The organism is Idiomarina solivarensis, from assembly GCF_033052755.1.
Lineage (GTDB): Bacteria > Pseudomonadota > Gammaproteobacteria > Enterobacterales > Alteromonadaceae > Idiomarina.
Genome location: NZ_JAVFHZ010000001.1, coordinates 47,054 through 62,940, shown reverse-complemented (window position 1 = coordinate 62,940; position 15,887 = coordinate 47,054). Strand labels below are relative to the sequence as shown.

Genomic DNA, 15,887 nt, shown 5'->3' with positions numbered 1-15,887 from the left:
GTACCCTAGCAGTACAGCCGCCCAGTCATAGTAGCCCCCGCTCAGCAAGCGAGACGACCTCATCAGTTACCAACATACAATCCAGTAGGGATACGTCAATCAGGTTCAGAGCCGACTTAAGTGTTGATAACTCATGCTCTTTGTCAGAGTGACTCAGCTCTTTAGCCGGTGAGAAATAACTGACAATAACAGCGGCAGCATTAACCTTAAGTACCTCTCGGTACACTATGGAAGCAGCTAGCTCTTCGCCCTCTTCAAACTCAACGTTATCTATGAGTCGGTGTTGGCTATCGAGTAGCAGTAAACCTGCAACTTCTTTTGAGCACTGCTGATAGTTTCCCTGGACGAACTCTTTAACCATTGAGGGCTCGGTAAAGCCTTCTCCCTGTTTAAATCGTGACTGGATTAGGAGATGCGCTTTGCTCAACAACTCTCGCTCTGAGTTGAACAAAACGCTCTTATCATTTTGTATTTGCTTGTGCATATCGATTCCTTAAGTATTAATGTATCAATGCACAGCGGTAATATAGGTTTCAAATGTAACTCAATAGGGGCATTTCGATCATAGAAATTCAGGTTCTTCGGTATTGAACTATCGAACATCAGCCCCAACCTCTTTGTTTGAAGAATAACTAAAACTCAAACTAAAGAGGGTAAATCATGATGAGTGACCACAAAGTTGATAATAACGAATATGACTCAGAGTTCGTTGCTTGTTTAGAGACGCATCTTCGCAAGTATGGGGAGTATTCAAGCTGGGCTGATGCTCCTGACGATTTTCTTGAGCAAGCAACTGAGCTAGCAGAAAAAGAACTAGGTCGAAAGTGCCGCGGCTAGGTCCTGAATAAATTTAAGCGCTCTACGGGTTAAATTACTGTTCCTTGAGCGCTTCTATGCTTCCATTTTGCGACATAAAGTTATGTCTAATAGTTAATGACTGTAGAGCCACTATCAGTTACCACTTCAATCTCAGTCAGCGAGCAGTCATCGTAGATTTTAAGCTCAATAGATTCACCGTACTTCAGATCGGTTGGTAGGTATGGCTTTCTTGAGTAAGGCGTTTTATCACTGTAGTCGCAGTTCCCGCGATTAACCAACATATCTTCCACCGTTACCTGCTCTTCAATTGATGTAATCTCAATTACGAAGTACGTGCCACCTGTATGCCGGTTGGTATGCTCCCAAGCCTCAATACTTACTTGAGGATCCGGATCGCTACACGCAGCTAAAAGTCCAGCAAACAATGCAATAGATAATGCCCTTTTCATGACTAGCTCCTTTCAGTCATTGGAATAAACGTTAGCCCAGATTTCCACATGCCTAATTAGTGCAGGGTTATTTGTGATCAGACGGACAAAATGAAGGGCGAGTGCGTGCTTAAAGACAACGAACTAATTAATGCTCGAGCTTAAGGCGAGCCGTAAACCAGTCTCAAATAATTTCTTACAGGGTCAACCAATCCCATGAGACAAACTCAGATAGGAGAAAACTCATGAGATTCATTCGTTTAGGAGAAGTCATTAACAAAGTTGGCCTTAGTCGTTCATCCATTTACCGCCGCATAGAAAACGACGGATTCCCCAAACCAGTATTACTTGGCGGCCGAGCTAGTGGCTGGCTAGAAAGTGAAGTCGACGAATGGCTAATGCAATGCCTCAGAAAATCACGTGGTGAGGACACTCACTCAATCACAAACCGTTATTAACAAGCGAATTCCAAAAACGAAATTTAAGAGTGGATAGAGCAACGTATTGCTGAACGCGACAATGAACTTGAGTAGACAAAAAATAAAGAGGGCTCCTAGAGCCCTCAGTCGTCCTTTTTCTTGTAGGTAACGGTTAAGGTGCCAGTTACCCGGTTCTTAGCAATTTCATAGTCCGGGTCCCACGTTGCTACGTTGTGTGCGCCCATAAACGCCGCTGAAGCGACACCCCATATTGCCGTTGGACCAAAGAAAGACCCTGCCATTAATGTCTTACGTCCCTTTGAAAAAACTCGGCACTTCATATCGAGTGTCTCAATATGACTTTCCAGCGTCTTGATAACCTCTTTGAAGTGTTTGCGCGGAACCTTCTCGATGACGAAAGACTCGTGGTCACGTAATAACTTCTTCAACTTTACATCAGGTAACTCGCGTACCCCATAAACCCGAACGTCCATTTAACTAATCCTTGCTGAATAAACACGAATAGACTCAGACTAGAGGGTTACACACGCTGCAGTAATTGATGGTAATTTGTGACGAACACTAACGAATGATGGAGTAAACGGTAGATATTGATGGTGAATATGGAGAGTTAATCGTCTGATTGCAGACCTAGCTTCATCATTAACAACGATCTGAATTGGGGGCCAATAGGAATTTGTTGCCCATCTGACATAATGCACTCAGTATAACGCCCTAACTCACTCTGTATGTGCTTCAAATGTTTTAAATTCACAACATAGCTACGATGAACTTGTAGGAAGTATTCAGGCATTTTCCCAAGCATAGACTGCAACGTTGCCCGGTGGAGCAAACGTCCATCCTCAAGGAACAATTCGACATAGTTTCCAGCTGCACGTAATAAAATAACGTTTGGATTCTCAATGATCGTGATTTTGCCAGGCTCTGTTTTAATAGCTAACAATCCATGCTCATTAATCATGACCAGAGCCCTGCAAACAACAGCTTTCCATACATAAGTATCTGTGCATAGCTTTTCTCCTTAATTCTTGGCAATGCACAGCCGTGATATAGGTTTGAAGTTTTGCCGAGTGAAATAGCCGTTAGCGTTCAGAATTTGGTATGCCAAAAAATACTGGATATCCATATCACCCTGTTAATTAGTCCAGTTATGTTGCCCGTATTTTGTCAAACCAAAATTAGAACAGGCTCAAAAGCCGCGAAGGCGTCATTTTGCGTGATTAAAGACCACATTTTAATGTCGGGCGGTCAGCCTGTAGCGATACACTCTTTAGTTAGCTAAAGTACGGGCCTTAAAGGGGTAGCAAAGGTTCCCCTATCTTGTAGCTAGTAAGCTATTGACTAATTTATTCACTACCCCGAATACTGGCGCTTTTTCATGCTCAATTATAAGACAGGCAATTTATTAGAATCTGAAGCTGAAGCCCTTGTTAATACCGTAAATACTGTCGGTGTTATGGGTAAAGGGATCGCTTTGATGTTTAAAGAAAGGTTTCCTGCAAATATGGAAGCCTATTCTCAGGCCTGTAAAGAGAATAAAGTTAAGACAGGCAAAATGTTCGTTACTCACACCAACGAACTGGTCAATCCTCAATGGATCGTGAACTTTCCGACAAAGCAGCATTGGCGTGCCAAATCAAAAATAGAATGGATTGAAGAAGGGTTAAAAGACTTAAGAGCTTTCATTATTGATAATAACATTCGCTCAATTGCCATCCCTCCTCTAGGGGCAGGCAATGGTGGTTTAGACTGGAATAACGTTTTGCCCCTGATACAAAAGCATCTGGGCGATATGACTGACATCGACATTCAAATTTATCAGCCTACGCAGCAGTACCAGAACGTAAGCAAACAATCTGGAGTTGAGCAACTAACAGCTGCTCGAGCAATGATTGCAGAGCTGATAAGACGTTACTGGGTATTAGGTAATGAATGTACCCTACTTGAGGTGCAAAAGCTTGCATGGTTCCTGCAACGAGCCATACAGCAAGAAGGGAAAGAGAGCCCGCTTAGACTGACCTTTCAGCCCAGAAATTACGGACCCTATGCCAGTGACTTAACTCACTTATTAAACCGGTTAGATGGTAGTTATTTACAGTCGGATAAGCGGATTCCCGACGCAAAAGCGACAGATGTGATTGCCTTTAATGATAATAAGCGGGAAACCGTTGCAGCTTTCCTACAAGCTGAAGCAACTGAGTTTCAATATGCATTGGATAAAGCGACAGAAATTATTGAAGGGTTCGAATCTCCCTTTGGACTCGAGCTGCTCGCGACAGTTGACTGGCTGATAACTGAGGGGAACGTAAATCCAGACACAGATAGTGTAATAGAAGCATTAACCGATTGGCCTGCTGGCGCTAAATGGGCGCAACGCAAACTAAATATGTTTGATAAAAAGGCCATCTCAATTGCTATCACCGCATTGACGAAAAAGCTGCACTAACAGCCCAGGTAGCTCGCCCAATCGAACTGGTATTACCCTGACTACCCATACTCGATGAGAGTGCGACCTAAACTGTCGCACCGTTCCTCCAAACTTGAACCCGTGACATCATTGCTATCCGTGGCATAATGACTGCAAATAATGGATAACAATAACGCTTACAATCAGGTTGTACGGGGACGTTAATAATAATGACAACAATTAGCCAGGACAGCATCAATAAAGCACTTTGGAACGCTTGTGACACTTTTCGCGGTACAATAAATGCCGGAACATACCAAGACTTTCTTCTGACCATGCTCTTCCTCAAGTACATCTCGGATGTATGGCAGGACCATTACGACCAATATGCAGAACAGTATGGTGATGAGCCTGAGCTCATTGAAGAGATGATGAAAAACGAGCGCTTCGTGTTACCGCGCGATGCCAGCTTTTATGCGCTCTACGACCGTCGCTACGAGCCGGGTAATGGTGAGCGCATTGACCAAGCACTGCATGCCATTGAGGAAGCCAACGGCACTAAGCTAAAAGATGCCGGCAAAAGCGTGTTCCAGGACATCAGCTTTAACACCGATAAACTAGGCGAAGAAAAGCAGAAAAACGACATTCTGCGACACTTGCTCGAAGACTTCGCCAAGCCTGAGCTTAACCTAAAGCCAAGCCGCGTTGGTTCACTGGATGTCATCGGTAACGCCTACGAATACCTAATTAAACACTTTGCCGCCAGCGGCGGCCAAAAAGCCGGTGAGTTTTATACACCACCTGAAATATCCGACTTAATAGCAGAGCTACTCGACCCACAACCCGGTGACAGCATTTGTGACCCTGCCTGTGGCTCCGGCTCTTTATTGATGAAGTGTGGCCGCAAAGTTATCGCAAATCATGACAGCAAAGAGTATGCCCTATTCGGTCAGGAAGCCATTGGCTCCACCTGGTCATTAGCCAAAATGAACATGTTCCTACATGGCGAGGACAACCATAAAATTGAATGGGGCGATACCATTCGCAATCCTAAGCTGTTGGATAAGAACGGCGACCTCATGCTGTTTGATATCGTAACCGCTAACCCACCGTTCAGTTTAGATAAATGGGGTCATGACGACGCTGAGAATGACAAATTCAGCCGTTTCCGTCGTGGTGTGCCACCAAAAACCAAAGGCGACTACGCGTTTATTTTACACATGATAGAAACGCTGAAGCCCGCGTCTTCGACGAAACTCGGGGGCCGCATGGGCGTCGTTGTACCACACGGCGTATTATTCCGAGGCTCGAAAGAAGGCAAAATTCGTCAGCAACTGATTAACGAGAACCTGTTAGATGCCGTTATCGGTCTGCCCGAGAAACTTTTCTACGGCACAGGTATCCCTGCCGCTATTTTAGTTTTCAAAAAATCGAAGTCCGATGACAAAGTGCTGTTCATCGACGCATCGCGTGAATTTAAATCAGGTAAAAACCAAAACCAGCTAAGCGACGGCAACATTCAGAAAATCGTCGACACCTACCGCAGTCGCGAAACCGTCGACAAATACTCGTACCTGGCAACACTCGAAGAAATTCAGGAAAACGACTACAACCTGAACATCCCCCGCTACGTCGATACTTTCGAAGAGGAAGAAGAAATCGATTTGATGGCAGTGCGTGCTGAGCGCCAAAAGCTAAAAGCCGAGCTAGATGAGCTAGAAAGCCAGATGGAGAAATATCTGGAGGAGTTGGGTTATGGTGCCTGAGGGGTGGAACACTCGTAATTTAGGTGACCTTATAACGTATAAGAAAGGATTCGCTTTCACATCAACTGATTATAGTGATTCTGGCGTCAGAATCATTAGAATTTCAGATACGACTCGAGACTCAGTGCACTCTGAGAGTCCAGTCTATATACCGAATGAAGTCGCAGCTAAACTAGATGCTCACTTACTTTCAACTGGAGACATCCTGCTTACTACAGTGGGTTCTCGCCCCCACCTGATTGACTCTATGGTGGGGAAAGCAATCAGGGTTCCCCTAGCGGCGTCAGGAAGTCTTCTTAATCAAAACTTAGTAAAACTAATTCCTATTGAGGGCCAAGTCACCACTGAATATTTATTTGAGATACTTAGAAAGCCTAAATTCCGTCATTACATTTCAACTCTAGTTAGAGGTAACGCTAATCAAGTTTCAATCTCTTTGTCTGACTTGTTCAAGTACAAAGCTTTAATGCCAAACGTCAGGGAACAAAAGAAAATAGCCCAAATCCTCTCAACCTGGGATAAGGCCATCACTACCACCGAGCAACTGCTCGCCAATAGCCAGCAGCAGAAAAAAGCTCTAATGCAACAACTGCTCACCGGCAAAAAACGCCTGCTGGATGAGAATGGTGTGCGATTTAGTGGGGAGTGGAAAGATACTGCTCTCTCGGAGATGGGGCGTATTGTATCTGGTGGCACACCAGATACAAAAAACGAAGAGTATTGGGGAGGATCGGTTAGTTGGCTCACTCCTACCGACGTAACAGCATTAAAATCACGTTATGTTGAATCGACTTCCAGAACAATTACCGAAAAAGGTGTTAAAGAAAGCTCCGCCACTTTGCTACCTCCTCGAAGCTTGATGGTTTGTACACGTGCGACGGTTGGCGCAGCAGCAATTTCAGCTTCAGAAATCACTACAAACCAAGGTTTCAAAAACCTTATCCCTAGTAAAAAATTTGACGTTGAGTTTATATACTACCTAATAGCACATTTTAATAAAAAGCTTACGCGAAAAGCTTCTGGTTCCACTTTTTTAGAGTTATCAAAACGAGATTTTGAAAAAACGACCTTTGAATGTCCTAGCTTACAAGAACAAATGAAGATATCTGAAGTTTTAGCTGATGCAGATCAAGAACTAGAAACTCTCAATAGAAAGCTTAGTCACTTAAAATGCGAGAAGCAGGCTCTTATGCAACAGCTCCTTACGGGAAAGCGTCGCGTAAAGTTAGATAGGGAGGTCGCGTGAGCGATATTGACGAGCCAAAGCCAGCACTAACGTTCGAAAATCGAGATGAATTTCGTCGTGAGCCCATCGCCTCACAGCTCATCAGCTTATTGACCTCTGATATTGATATATCACCACTCGTCATTGATGGTGACTGGGGAACCGGCAAAACAGAGTTCTGTCAGAAGCTGATTCATAAGCTTAAGTCAGAAGATAGTCACAAAGTTCTTTATATTGACGCCTTTAAAGCTGACCACGCTGACAACCCTCTTATGACAATCTTAAGTGGAGTATTATCCCTGATAGAGGACGGTGAAAAACAGTCAAATCTTAGGGAAAAAGCAATTCCTGTTCTACGACTTGGAACTAAGGTTTTAGGAAAAGCTATCCTTAGCCATGTTCTAAAAGCTAACGCAGACAGCTTGGGTGATGAGCTTGCAAGTGAATTAGATAGTGCAACAGATGAAGCAATTGATGCAACGGTCCGCAACCTGCTAAAAGATCACGAAGAAGCAGAAGCTAATATAAAAGCTTTACAAGATACACTTGCATCTATTGCACACGATACACCTATCGTGATTTTTATCGATGAACTTGACCGTTGCCGACCTGACTTCTCAGTACAGGTATTAGAGCTCATTAAGCACACATTTGATATTCCTGGTGTCGACTTCGTACTAGTGACAAACACGACACAATTGAAGGCAGCAATTAACCATGCGTATGGTGCAGGAGTTGAGGCCAGCCGTTATCTTGATAAATTTATAAAATTTAAATGTTCCCTCCCCCAAAAGTTTATCCCTGAGGGAGGCTCCCATTATCATGAAAAAGCAGCTTCTGTTGAGCACCTATCAAGACTCTTATATGACAGCCAAGTTTTAAAAAACACAAAGCTCATAGAACACGGCCATATTGTAAAATCCGTTTGCGAAGAGCTTACAATCCTCAAGAACCTATCGCTAAGGGAAGTTGAAACCTTTGTTCGTCATATCGAAATCTACCACCAATTGACGCAAAAGTTGGAGAGCAATCAGTATCCTGGTTATTGCTTACTACGGTTGTTCGGAATCTTTATCTTCTGTTTCGAGCAAAAGCTTGAAAAGTCGATTATTAACAACTCGATAGATATTGAGTATGTCGCAAAATATTTAGGACTACTGCCAGGTTCTGAGTGGGCGCAGAGCAATGCCCCAAGAAAAGCTATTGAGTTAATTGCATACTTTCTAATACAAGAGCTTGAAGGCGATGAAGGACTTTATAGTGCCCCTGAGGGACAGGCAAGCAGTTATGTACAAATGGAACAACGCTTATTCGGCTCGTTTGGTCTTAGAGATAATCAAGCTTTCGAGACTATTAAGTCATCGATTCAAAACTTTTATCTCGGTGCCAGCTCATGAAAATCGAGCTACCTTCACCGCGAAACAAGTTTCAGAGAGGTCTTAGTTCAAGCAGAGCAAGGACTAAAGAGTGAGTGGTAGAAGTTGTTCGGTTTCGCCGAACAACTTAATCTGGTAGCTTATTTTTTGATTTAAAAATAATAAAAGCGTCTGTTGCCATAAGGCGACTTTACGCGGAGAAGACAATGGAACAGTTTGCCCCAAAATTTCAGGAAGAATACGCCGCTAAAATACCGGCAATGACGCTATTAGCCGGTTTGGGGTGGTCGTTTTTGTCGCCACAGGAAGCGTTGACGAAGCGTGGTGGTAAACAGGACCGGGTGGTGTTGCGTGAGGTATTACGTGATGTGCTGAGCCAGCGTACCTTTCATTATGCCGGTAAAAGCTACCCACTGTCCGATAACTCCATTGATAACATTATCTCGCATCTTTGCAGCCCAGCTCTTAATGAGGGACTTCGCCACGCCAACGAAGCGATTTATAACCATTTAATGTACGGTATTCCGGTGACGGAATTCGTCGACGGGAAAAAAGTCACGCCAACCGTCTCTATCATCGACTGGCAGAATCCGGACAACAACCAGTTTCATTTCACAGAAGAATACACGGTGACGCGTGCCGGTGGCTTTGACAGTCGCCGACCGGATCTGGTTTGTTTTGTAAACGGCTTGCCGCTGGTGGTGATTGAGGCGAAGCGCCCCGATGGTAATGCTCAGAAAGGCCCAACCATTAACGAAGGCATCTCACAGAGCCTGCGTAACCAACGCCCTGACGAAGTCCCCCACTTGTTTGCGTATTCGCAACTGCTGTTGTCGGTTAATGGCATTGATGGGCGTTATGGCACTGTCGAGACCCCGGAAAAGTTCTGGGCCGCCTGGAAAGAAGAAGATATTAGCGACGCTGACATGCTGGCGCTCAAGAATAAGGCGCTGGACGACGCTACCCTGCAACATCTATTCGACCACCGTGATAAGCGCGACCTCAGTTGGTATCAAAACCTGATTGCCGGTGGCGAGCTCATGGTAACAGGACAGGATAAACTGCTGATAAGCCTGCTATCTAAAGAGCGCCTGTTCGATATGGTGCGCTACTTCACTATTTTCGATAAGAAAATCGGCAAGATTGTAGGCCGCTATCAGCAAGTGTTTGGCATCAAACGACTGCTTGAACGAATTCAACAACGCAACAGTAAAGGCGGTCGCGAAGGCGGCGTTATTTGGCACACTACCGGCTCGGGCAAGTCCTTCACTATGGTGTTTTTGTCCAAAGCACTGATTCTGCACGAAGAGCTGAAACAATGCCGGGTGATTGTTGTAACCGACCGTGTTGATTTAGAAAACCAGCTCTCGAAAACCTTTGCTTCCGGTGGCGAGTTGTCCAGTAAGAAAGACAAAGAAGCGGCAATGGCTACCTCGGGTAAACGCCTCGCTCAGCAAATCGGTAAAGGCAATGAGCGTATTATTTTTACGCTCATTCAGAAGTTTAACTCCGCCACCAAACTACCCGAGTGCCACAACGACAGTCCCAACATTATTGTGCTGATTGACGAAGGTCACCGCAGCCAAGGCGGCGAGAACAACATTCGCATGAATCAGGCGCTGCCAAACGCATCTTTTGTGGCCTTTACCGGTACACCGCTGTTAAAGGACGATAAAACCACGAATAAATTCGGACCTATTGTGCACGCCTACACCATGCAGCGTGCGGTGGAAGATAAAACCGTCACTCCCCTGCTCTACGAAGAGCGCATACCCGACCTGGATGTAAACGAGCGCGCCATCGACGCTTGGTTCGAGCGTATGACGGACGGCTTAAGTGACGAGCAAAAAGGCGATTTAAAGAAGAAATTCAGCCGTCGCGGTCAGGTGTATGGAACTGACGAGCGTATTCAGCTTATTGCGTACGATATTGCTCATCACTTTGATAGAAACATCGATGAAGGTTTAAAAGGTCAGCTGTGCTGTGACAGCAAGGCCTCTGCCATTAAATATAAAAAATACCTGGACGAAGTCGGCCTGTTTGAATCGGCGGTGGTCATGAGCTCGCCGGATACCCGGGAGGGCAATACTTCTGTTGATGAAAAAACAATGCCGGAAGTCAGTAAGTGGTGGAAAGAGCATGTCGGCTCGTCAGATGAACAGAATTACACCAAAGAGCTGGTCGAGCGCTTTGATAAAGACCCTAAGCTTAAGCTGTTGATTGTGGTTGATAAGCTGTTAACCGGCTTTGATGAGCCGAAAAATGCCGTGCTCTATATCGATAAGCCACTAAAAGGTCACAACCTCATTCAGGCTATTGCTCGGGTTAACCGATTACACCCAGACAAGAAATTCGGGCTGCTGATTGATTATCGAGGCATTTTGTCCGAGCTTGATACCACTATACAAGAATATCAGGACTTGGCTTCACGTACCCAGGGCGGTTACGACATCGATGATATTGATGGTCTTTACCAGCAAATGAGCACCGAATACAAACGGCTACCACAGCTTTATAAAGAGCTATGGGCGATATTTGATGGTGTTAAAAATAAATCAGACACTGAAGCCCTGCGTCATGCCCTGTTGCCGCACATGGAAGAAATAAACGGCGAGATGGTCGATAAAAACCAAAAACGCCGCGAAGACTTTTATGAAGCACTCACAGCCTTTGCCACTTGCCTTAAAGTTGCCCTGCAATCAGCAACCTTCTTTGAGGATAAGAGCTTTTCCGATAAAGACCGTCGACAATACAAAGAGACAGTGAAACAACTATCCAGTCTTCGTCAAACTGTGCAACAGGATTCCGGCGAGCGTGTCAGTTACGACGAGTACGCTCACGAGGTGAAAAAGTTGCTGAATAAACACGTCGTTGGTGTCGAAGTGCGGGATTCTGAGGGCGTATACGAAGTCGGTAAAATGGGCCAGAAACAAGCACCGGAAGACTGGAGCGAAGATAAAACCCGTAACGAAACCGATATCATCAAAACCCGTGTCACTAAAATGATTGAGCAAGAGCTCGGTGACGACCCTTACGCACAGGAAGCATTTTCTAAGCTACTGCGTGAAGCCATTGAAGAAGCGGAAAAACTGTTTGACCACCCGCTGAAACAGTACATGCTGTTCCGCGAATTTGAGGAGCAGGTACAAGAGCGTCGTCTGGATGATATCCCTGAACGGTTGACCGGCAACCATCATGCGCAAGCCTATTACGGCGTGTTCAAAAAGCACCTACCCGAGGCGTTTACAGTAATGGATGAACAAGCGCAGGATAAATGGGTAGAGATTGCGTTTGATGTCGATAGCATCGTTAGCCAGTCCGTTGCGGAAAACTCGATTAACCCGAATAACATTGAAGCTGATATCCGCAATAAATTGCTACCAAAGATTTTTGCCGAAGCCAAAGCTGTCGGTGGCGGTATTGAGCAAACGAAAAAGATTGTCGAAGCTATTGTGCAGGTTGTTCGTGTTGGGCAGTTGGGTCATTAAGCCATGAACTTTGCGATACGTTTTGCTGACCAGGTTACTGAGAAGCATAAGCCATACGGGGATAAACTCAGCTTTTATTACGCCGACGAGCTGATTGAGTTTGAGCGCGTTGCCGCCAAAAGCCCTGATCGTAGAATTAAAATCAAGGTCTTGCCTGACTGCTCTGTGAAAGTCGCCGCACCGCTTGATAGCTCTGATGACGACGTATTGCGTGCCGCCAAAAAACGGGCACGCTGGATTTACCAGCAATTGCGAGAGTTTCGTAAGCAACTAACGCACATTACCCCACGCCGTTATGTCAGCGGTGAAAGTCATTATTACCTGGGCAAGCAATACGTACTCAAAGTACTGATAAAACCCGACCAGGCACCAGGCGTTAAACTGCTTCGCGGTCAACTTGAAGTCAACGTGCGTGAGTACACTACTGAGCGTGTAAAGGCAGCATTACAAGGCTGGTATAAGGTGAGAGCCAAAGGCGCCTTCCACAAGCGTTTAGGCGCCGTTTTAGAGCAAGCATTGTGGGTTGATAAACGCCCTCCTCTGCGGATACTGACTATGCAAACTCAGTGGGGCAGCTGTTCGCCTAACGGACGTATTACCCTAAACCCACTGCTGGTTAAAGCGCCACGCGAATGCATTGATTACGTCATACTGCATGAACTGTGTCACATCGCCGAACACAACCATAGTGAGCGATTTTATCGACTGATGGGTCAAGTGATGCCCAATTGGAAAGGTATTAAAAATCGACTAGATCAGAAAGCTTCCTTAATATTCAGCTACTCTTAAAACAAATTAAATAAAGAGCTAATTACTATGCTTAAACAAGCTTATAACAGAGAATCTATAGCAAAAGTAATAAACAGACAAGACGTCAAAAAATGGAAACTCTGGAATGACAAAAATGAGCAAGAGATTAAAACTGAGCAGCTAGCCCAAACTTTGAGAGAAAAGGAACTAAAAGTAGCGCCATTTTACTCCTCGAAACATAGAGGAGCTACAACCTACCAAGTCAGCTCACCAGAGGACCTATTTTCAATCAGGCTTCTAGATAAATATCTAAGAAGAATATATAAAGTAAAACAGTCAGATAGAAGTCAAATAATAAAACAAATAAAAACACTTCTAAGAGATAACAGCAATTTAAGCGTATTAAGAATAGACATAAAGAAGTGCTATGAATCAATCCCTAGATTAAAGCTTCTAAAGAAAGTGGAAACCGATATGGTGCTTTCCCCTCAAAGCCGAAAGTTGCTAAAGTCAATTTTTGATCAGTGTGAACGTCAGGAAATAGAAGGGCTCCCTAGAGGGCTCTCAGTATCTCCAACTTTATCTGAGCTATACCTTGAAGATCTTGACGATAAAATTAGAAAGAATGAAGCCGTTATTTACTCGCAAAGGTATGTAGATGATTACCTAATAATCTATGACTCATATAAAAAAGATAAGTTAAACTACTTTATCAATAAAGAAGTTGAAGAAATTGACCTTAGAATTAATGAAGGTAGCGACAAATTTATAAACCAAAGCGTGAAAGATATAGAATTCACATTTCTAGGCTATCTATTCAAAGTTAATCATCGCAACAACAATGAGAATAAAGTTTCAGTTACCATATCAAAAGATAAACTTAAAAAAATAAAATTAAAAATTATATTAGCTCTATTGGATTTCAATAAGAACAGGAACTTCTCTCTTTTAAGTCAAAGAATAAATTATTTAAGTACAGTCAGAGCAGCCAGGAAACATGAGAATGGTGTTCTACTTAGCGGTTTACGTTATAACTATCGGCATGTAACAGACGAATTTGAATGCTTGAAAGGTATAGATGGTTTCTATCTCAAATTAATATCTAAAAGTCGATTTAACTTCAGTAGAGATGAATATGAAAATCTAAAAAAGAAGTCATTTTATGGACACACTAGTAAAAAGATAAAATCTGAATTCACCAACAAAAAAGTAATCGACATAACAAGGATTTGGAAAGATGTCTAAAATAATAAAGGTTGATACAGATGATAAGCTTAGAGCTTTACTTACAGACGTTTTGCCATATGAGCTCCCCTTGTGGTATACAAATCACCATATGTACGACCGCTTTAAAAAAGATATAGGGGCATATGCAGCTATATCCAAAATTAAAAATCCAAATGATGGTCCAATACCAGAAACAATACCCTTGAACTATAAAATATTTAGAGGTGATGGAAAGTCAGCTAGAGTACTATCAATAATGCACCCTTTCTCTCAAGTAAACACATGTAATTTTTATAGTACCTACGAAAATTTGATTGAGTACTATTCTGGAAAGTCAAGAAATTCATTGCGTTACCCTCATAAAGTCTCGACCAAGTTCTATGGGAAAATCAGCAAATCGAATAAATCAAATATCGGCATTGAGATGATAGATGACGATCCTAAAACCGCTAGCTCATACTTTAAATATCTTAAATACCCTTTTCTATATAGGTTCTTCGAGTCATATGAACATAATAAGCTTGAAAAGCGATTTTCGGGTATGCTGCAAGTAGATATATCGAAATGCTTTGCATCGATATATACTCACACTATCGGCTGGGCAACAAAGGGTAAGAAACTCGCTAAACAAAAAGGCAAAGGATCTTTTGAATCTGCCTTTGACCTTTTAATGCAAAATTTAAACTATGGTGAAACTAATGGGATTATAATAGGTCCTGAAGTTAGTAGAATATTCTCTGAAATTATACTCCAGCAAATAGATATAGATATAATTAAAACATTAAAAGATAAAGGCATACTAATCGGAAAACATTATGATTTCAGGCGATACGTTGATGACTACTTTATTTTTTATAAAAGCAAAGAAATTTCAGATACAGTTTACACAGCAGTATCCGATTGTTTATTAGAGTATAAACTTCACTTAAATGAAAGTAAAACTGAGTACCTAAAACGTCCTTTCTCTAGTAGCATTTCTATCACTAAGTATGCGATAAAGAATAAGATAAACCAGGTTTTTGAAAATAGAGATAGGGAGCAATTGGAAAACTCGAAGTTTTCTCGACCAGATATAATGGCAAATAAAATTATATCAAGACTTAAGATGGAGATATCATCCCATAATGTAAGTTATCAATCCATATCTAATTACTTATTAAAATCAATAGAGAACAAGAACAATAAACTTCTAGAGGAAATTAGCTCGTCTACTAATATTAATGAAAATCATATTAATTGGCTACTTGTAGATTTAGATGTTTTATTTTTTATGCACGCAATGGATATACGAATAAGAACAACAGATAAAGTAGCGAGGCAGGTTGAGAGAATTTTGCGCTACAGTGAGTCTATGGAAAGCTCTAATAAGGAAGTTCTACACAAGAAAATTTTTGATTTATTGAAGCAGGCGATAGACATATTCATAGACACAAAAGATAAAGTCTATGGACTAGAAACACTTAATCTTCTTGTTACATTATCACTATTACCTAAAGATTATAAGCTTGATCCAGATCGCCTGACAAAATACTACAATTCTATTAATGATTATGACAGCTTTTATTTTAAATGGGTTACTTTTATGATTTATTTGAAAGATGATGATGACTATTCAGAATTAAAGAGTAGCCTAATAAAAGATGCATTAAGCTTTATCGATAATAGCTATGATAAGTTTTCTTGCTGTCAGTTTTTTATTCTCTTCTTTGACTTCATATCTTGCCCCTATATAGACAGAGGAATTAGATGTGATTTAATGCTCAAAATGAAAAGTTTAACAGGAGCAAATTATGGCCATAACAAACGAGATTACGTTTTAGCTAATGATTTTATTGCCCCATGGAGGGATGAAAAGTATTTACAAAAATCTCTCGATAAGCGAGAATTCGTATTCGCTTACGAGTGAGCCAAGCAATGCCCCCGACCTGATATGTTTCTATTCATTTTTATGGGTAGGGTAG

The 15,887-nt window shown here is 42.6% G+C and carries 14 protein-coding genes; 10 read left to right on the top strand and 4 right to left on the bottom strand.

Features of this window, described 5'->3' with window-relative positions; translation table 11 throughout:
- Positions 1 to 25: 25 nt before the first annotated feature.
- A complete protein-coding gene (locus RBK99_RS00255; RefSeq protein ID WP_317502642.1) occupies positions 26 to 484 on the bottom strand; it encodes a JAB domain-containing protein in 459 nt (152 codons plus the stop codon).
- 176 nt (positions 485 to 660) lie between these two features.
- Between RBK99_RS00255 and RBK99_RS00250 the strand changes: the two genes are divergently transcribed.
- Positions 661 to 837 carry a hypothetical protein gene (locus RBK99_RS00250; protein ID WP_317502641.1) on the top strand — a complete coding sequence of 59 codons (177 nt, stop codon included), beginning with the start codon at positions 661 to 663 and terminating at the stop codon, positions 835 to 837.
- Between the two features lie 86 nt (positions 838 to 923).
- Here RBK99_RS00250 and RBK99_RS00245 read toward each other — a convergent pair whose 3' ends face one another.
- Entirely contained in the window at positions 924 to 1,268 is a 345-nt protein-coding gene (locus RBK99_RS00245; protein WP_317502640.1) for a hypothetical protein, read from the bottom strand.
- 224 nt (positions 1,269 to 1,492) lie between these two features.
- Here RBK99_RS00245 and RBK99_RS00240 point away from each other — a divergent pair, with 224 nt between their 5' ends.
- Positions 1,493 to 1,705 (top strand): AlpA family transcriptional regulator, encoded by a 213-nt coding sequence (locus RBK99_RS00240; protein ID WP_317502639.1) that lies wholly within the window; start codon positions 1,493 to 1,495, stop codon positions 1,703 to 1,705.
- A 104-nt stretch (positions 1,706 to 1,809) separates the two neighbouring features.
- Here RBK99_RS00240 and RBK99_RS00235 read toward each other — a convergent pair whose 3' ends face one another.
- Together RBK99_RS00235 and RBK99_RS00230 are read right to left on the bottom strand one after the other, a co-directional pair.
- The gene (locus RBK99_RS00235) at positions 1,810 to 2,160 is read right to left on the bottom strand and encodes a hypothetical protein (protein ID WP_286822718.1); all 351 of its coding nucleotides are present in this window, start codon (positions 2,158 to 2,160) and stop codon (positions 1,810 to 1,812) included.
- Positions 2,161 to 2,297: 137 nt separating this feature from the next.
- Complete coding sequence (locus RBK99_RS00230; RefSeq protein WP_317502638.1) at positions 2,298 to 2,648, bottom strand: LytR/AlgR family response regulator transcription factor; 351 nt, start codon at positions 2,646 to 2,648, stop codon at positions 2,298 to 2,300.
- A 417-nt stretch (positions 2,649 to 3,065) separates the two neighbouring features.
- Between RBK99_RS00230 and darG the strand changes: the two genes are divergently transcribed.
- The 8 genes from darG to drt3b all read left to right on the top strand — a co-directional run bounded on the left by darG (position 3,066) and on the right by drt3b (position 15,832).
- Positions 3,066 to 4,133 (top strand): type II toxin-antitoxin system antitoxin DNA ADP-ribosyl glycohydrolase DarG, encoded by a 1,068-nt coding sequence (gene darG / locus RBK99_RS00225; protein WP_317502637.1) that lies wholly within the window; start codon positions 3,066 to 3,068, stop codon positions 4,131 to 4,133.
- A gap of 191 nt (positions 4,134 to 4,324) precedes the next feature.
- Positions 4,325 to 5,860 (top strand): type I restriction-modification system subunit M, encoded by a 1,536-nt coding sequence (locus tag RBK99_RS00220; RefSeq protein ID WP_317502636.1) that lies wholly within the window; start codon positions 4,325 to 4,327, stop codon positions 5,858 to 5,860.
- Entirely contained in the window at positions 5,850 to 7,106 is a 1,257-nt protein-coding gene (locus tag RBK99_RS00215; protein WP_317502635.1) for a restriction endonuclease subunit S, read from the top strand. The genes RBK99_RS00220 and RBK99_RS00215 overlap by 11 nt, the downstream gene beginning before the upstream one ends.
- Positions 7,103 to 8,482, top strand: coding sequence for a KAP family P-loop NTPase fold protein (locus RBK99_RS00210; protein WP_317502634.1), 1,380 nt, complete (start codon positions 7,103 to 7,105; stop codon positions 8,480 to 8,482). The genes RBK99_RS00215 and RBK99_RS00210 overlap by 4 nt, the downstream gene beginning before the upstream one ends.
- A gap of 185 nt (positions 8,483 to 8,667) precedes the next feature.
- The gene (locus tag RBK99_RS00205; RefSeq protein WP_317502633.1) at positions 8,668 to 11,949 is read left to right on the top strand and encodes a type I restriction endonuclease subunit R; all 3,282 of its coding nucleotides are present in this window, start codon (positions 8,668 to 8,670) and stop codon (positions 11,947 to 11,949) included.
- A gap of 3 nt (positions 11,950 to 11,952) precedes the next feature.
- Positions 11,953 to 12,738 (top strand): M48 family metallopeptidase, encoded by a 786-nt coding sequence (locus tag RBK99_RS00200; protein ID WP_317502632.1) that lies wholly within the window; start codon positions 11,953 to 11,955, stop codon positions 12,736 to 12,738.
- A 27-nt stretch (positions 12,739 to 12,765) separates the two neighbouring features.
- Positions 12,766 to 13,944, top strand: a complete 1,179-nt coding sequence (gene drt3a, locus RBK99_RS00195) for an antiviral reverse transcriptase Drt3a (protein ID WP_317502631.1) — start codon at positions 12,766 to 12,768, stop codon at positions 13,942 to 13,944.
- The gene (gene drt3b, locus RBK99_RS00190; RefSeq protein WP_278355591.1) at positions 13,937 to 15,832 is read left to right on the top strand and encodes an antiviral reverse transcriptase Drt3b; all 1,896 of its coding nucleotides are present in this window, start codon (positions 13,937 to 13,939) and stop codon (positions 15,830 to 15,832) included. The genes drt3a and drt3b overlap by 8 nt, the downstream gene beginning before the upstream one ends.
- Positions 15,833 to 15,887: the final 55 nt, after the last annotated feature.

Coding starts and splice junctions, on each gene's coding strand:
- RBK99_RS00255 (WP_317502642.1), bottom strand. CDS start 484: ATGCACAAGCAAATACAAAATGATAAGAGCGTTTTGTTCAACTCAGAG.
- RBK99_RS00250 (WP_317502641.1), top strand. CDS start 661: ATGATGAGTGACCACAAAGTTGATAATAACGAATATGACTCAGAGTTC.
- RBK99_RS00245 (WP_317502640.1), bottom strand. CDS start 1,268: ATGAAAAGGGCATTATCTATTGCATTGTTTGCTGGACTTTTAGCTGCG.
- RBK99_RS00240 (WP_317502639.1), top strand. CDS start 1,493: ATGAGATTCATTCGTTTAGGAGAAGTCATTAACAAAGTTGGCCTTAGT.
- RBK99_RS00235 (WP_286822718.1), bottom strand. CDS start 2,160: ATGGACGTTCGGGTTTATGGGGTACGCGAGTTACCTGATGTAAAGTTG.
- RBK99_RS00230 (WP_317502638.1), bottom strand. CDS start 2,648: ATGATTAATGAGCATGGATTGTTAGCTATTAAAACAGAGCCTGGCAAA.
- darG (WP_317502637.1), top strand. CDS start 3,066: ATGCTCAATTATAAGACAGGCAATTTATTAGAATCTGAAGCTGAAGCC.
- RBK99_RS00220 (WP_317502636.1), top strand. CDS start 4,325: ATGACAACAATTAGCCAGGACAGCATCAATAAAGCACTTTGGAACGCT.
- RBK99_RS00215 (WP_317502635.1), top strand. CDS start 5,850: ATGGTGCCTGAGGGGTGGAACACTCGTAATTTAGGTGACCTTATAACG.
- RBK99_RS00205 (WP_317502633.1), top strand. CDS start 8,668: ATGGAACAGTTTGCCCCAAAATTTCAGGAAGAATACGCCGCTAAAATA.
- RBK99_RS00200 (WP_317502632.1), top strand. CDS start 11,953: ATGAACTTTGCGATACGTTTTGCTGACCAGGTTACTGAGAAGCATAAG.
- drt3a (WP_317502631.1), top strand. CDS start 12,766: ATGCTTAAACAAGCTTATAACAGAGAATCTATAGCAAAAGTAATAAAC.
- drt3b (WP_278355591.1), top strand. CDS start 13,937: ATGTCTAAAATAATAAAGGTTGATACAGATGATAAGCTTAGAGCTTTA.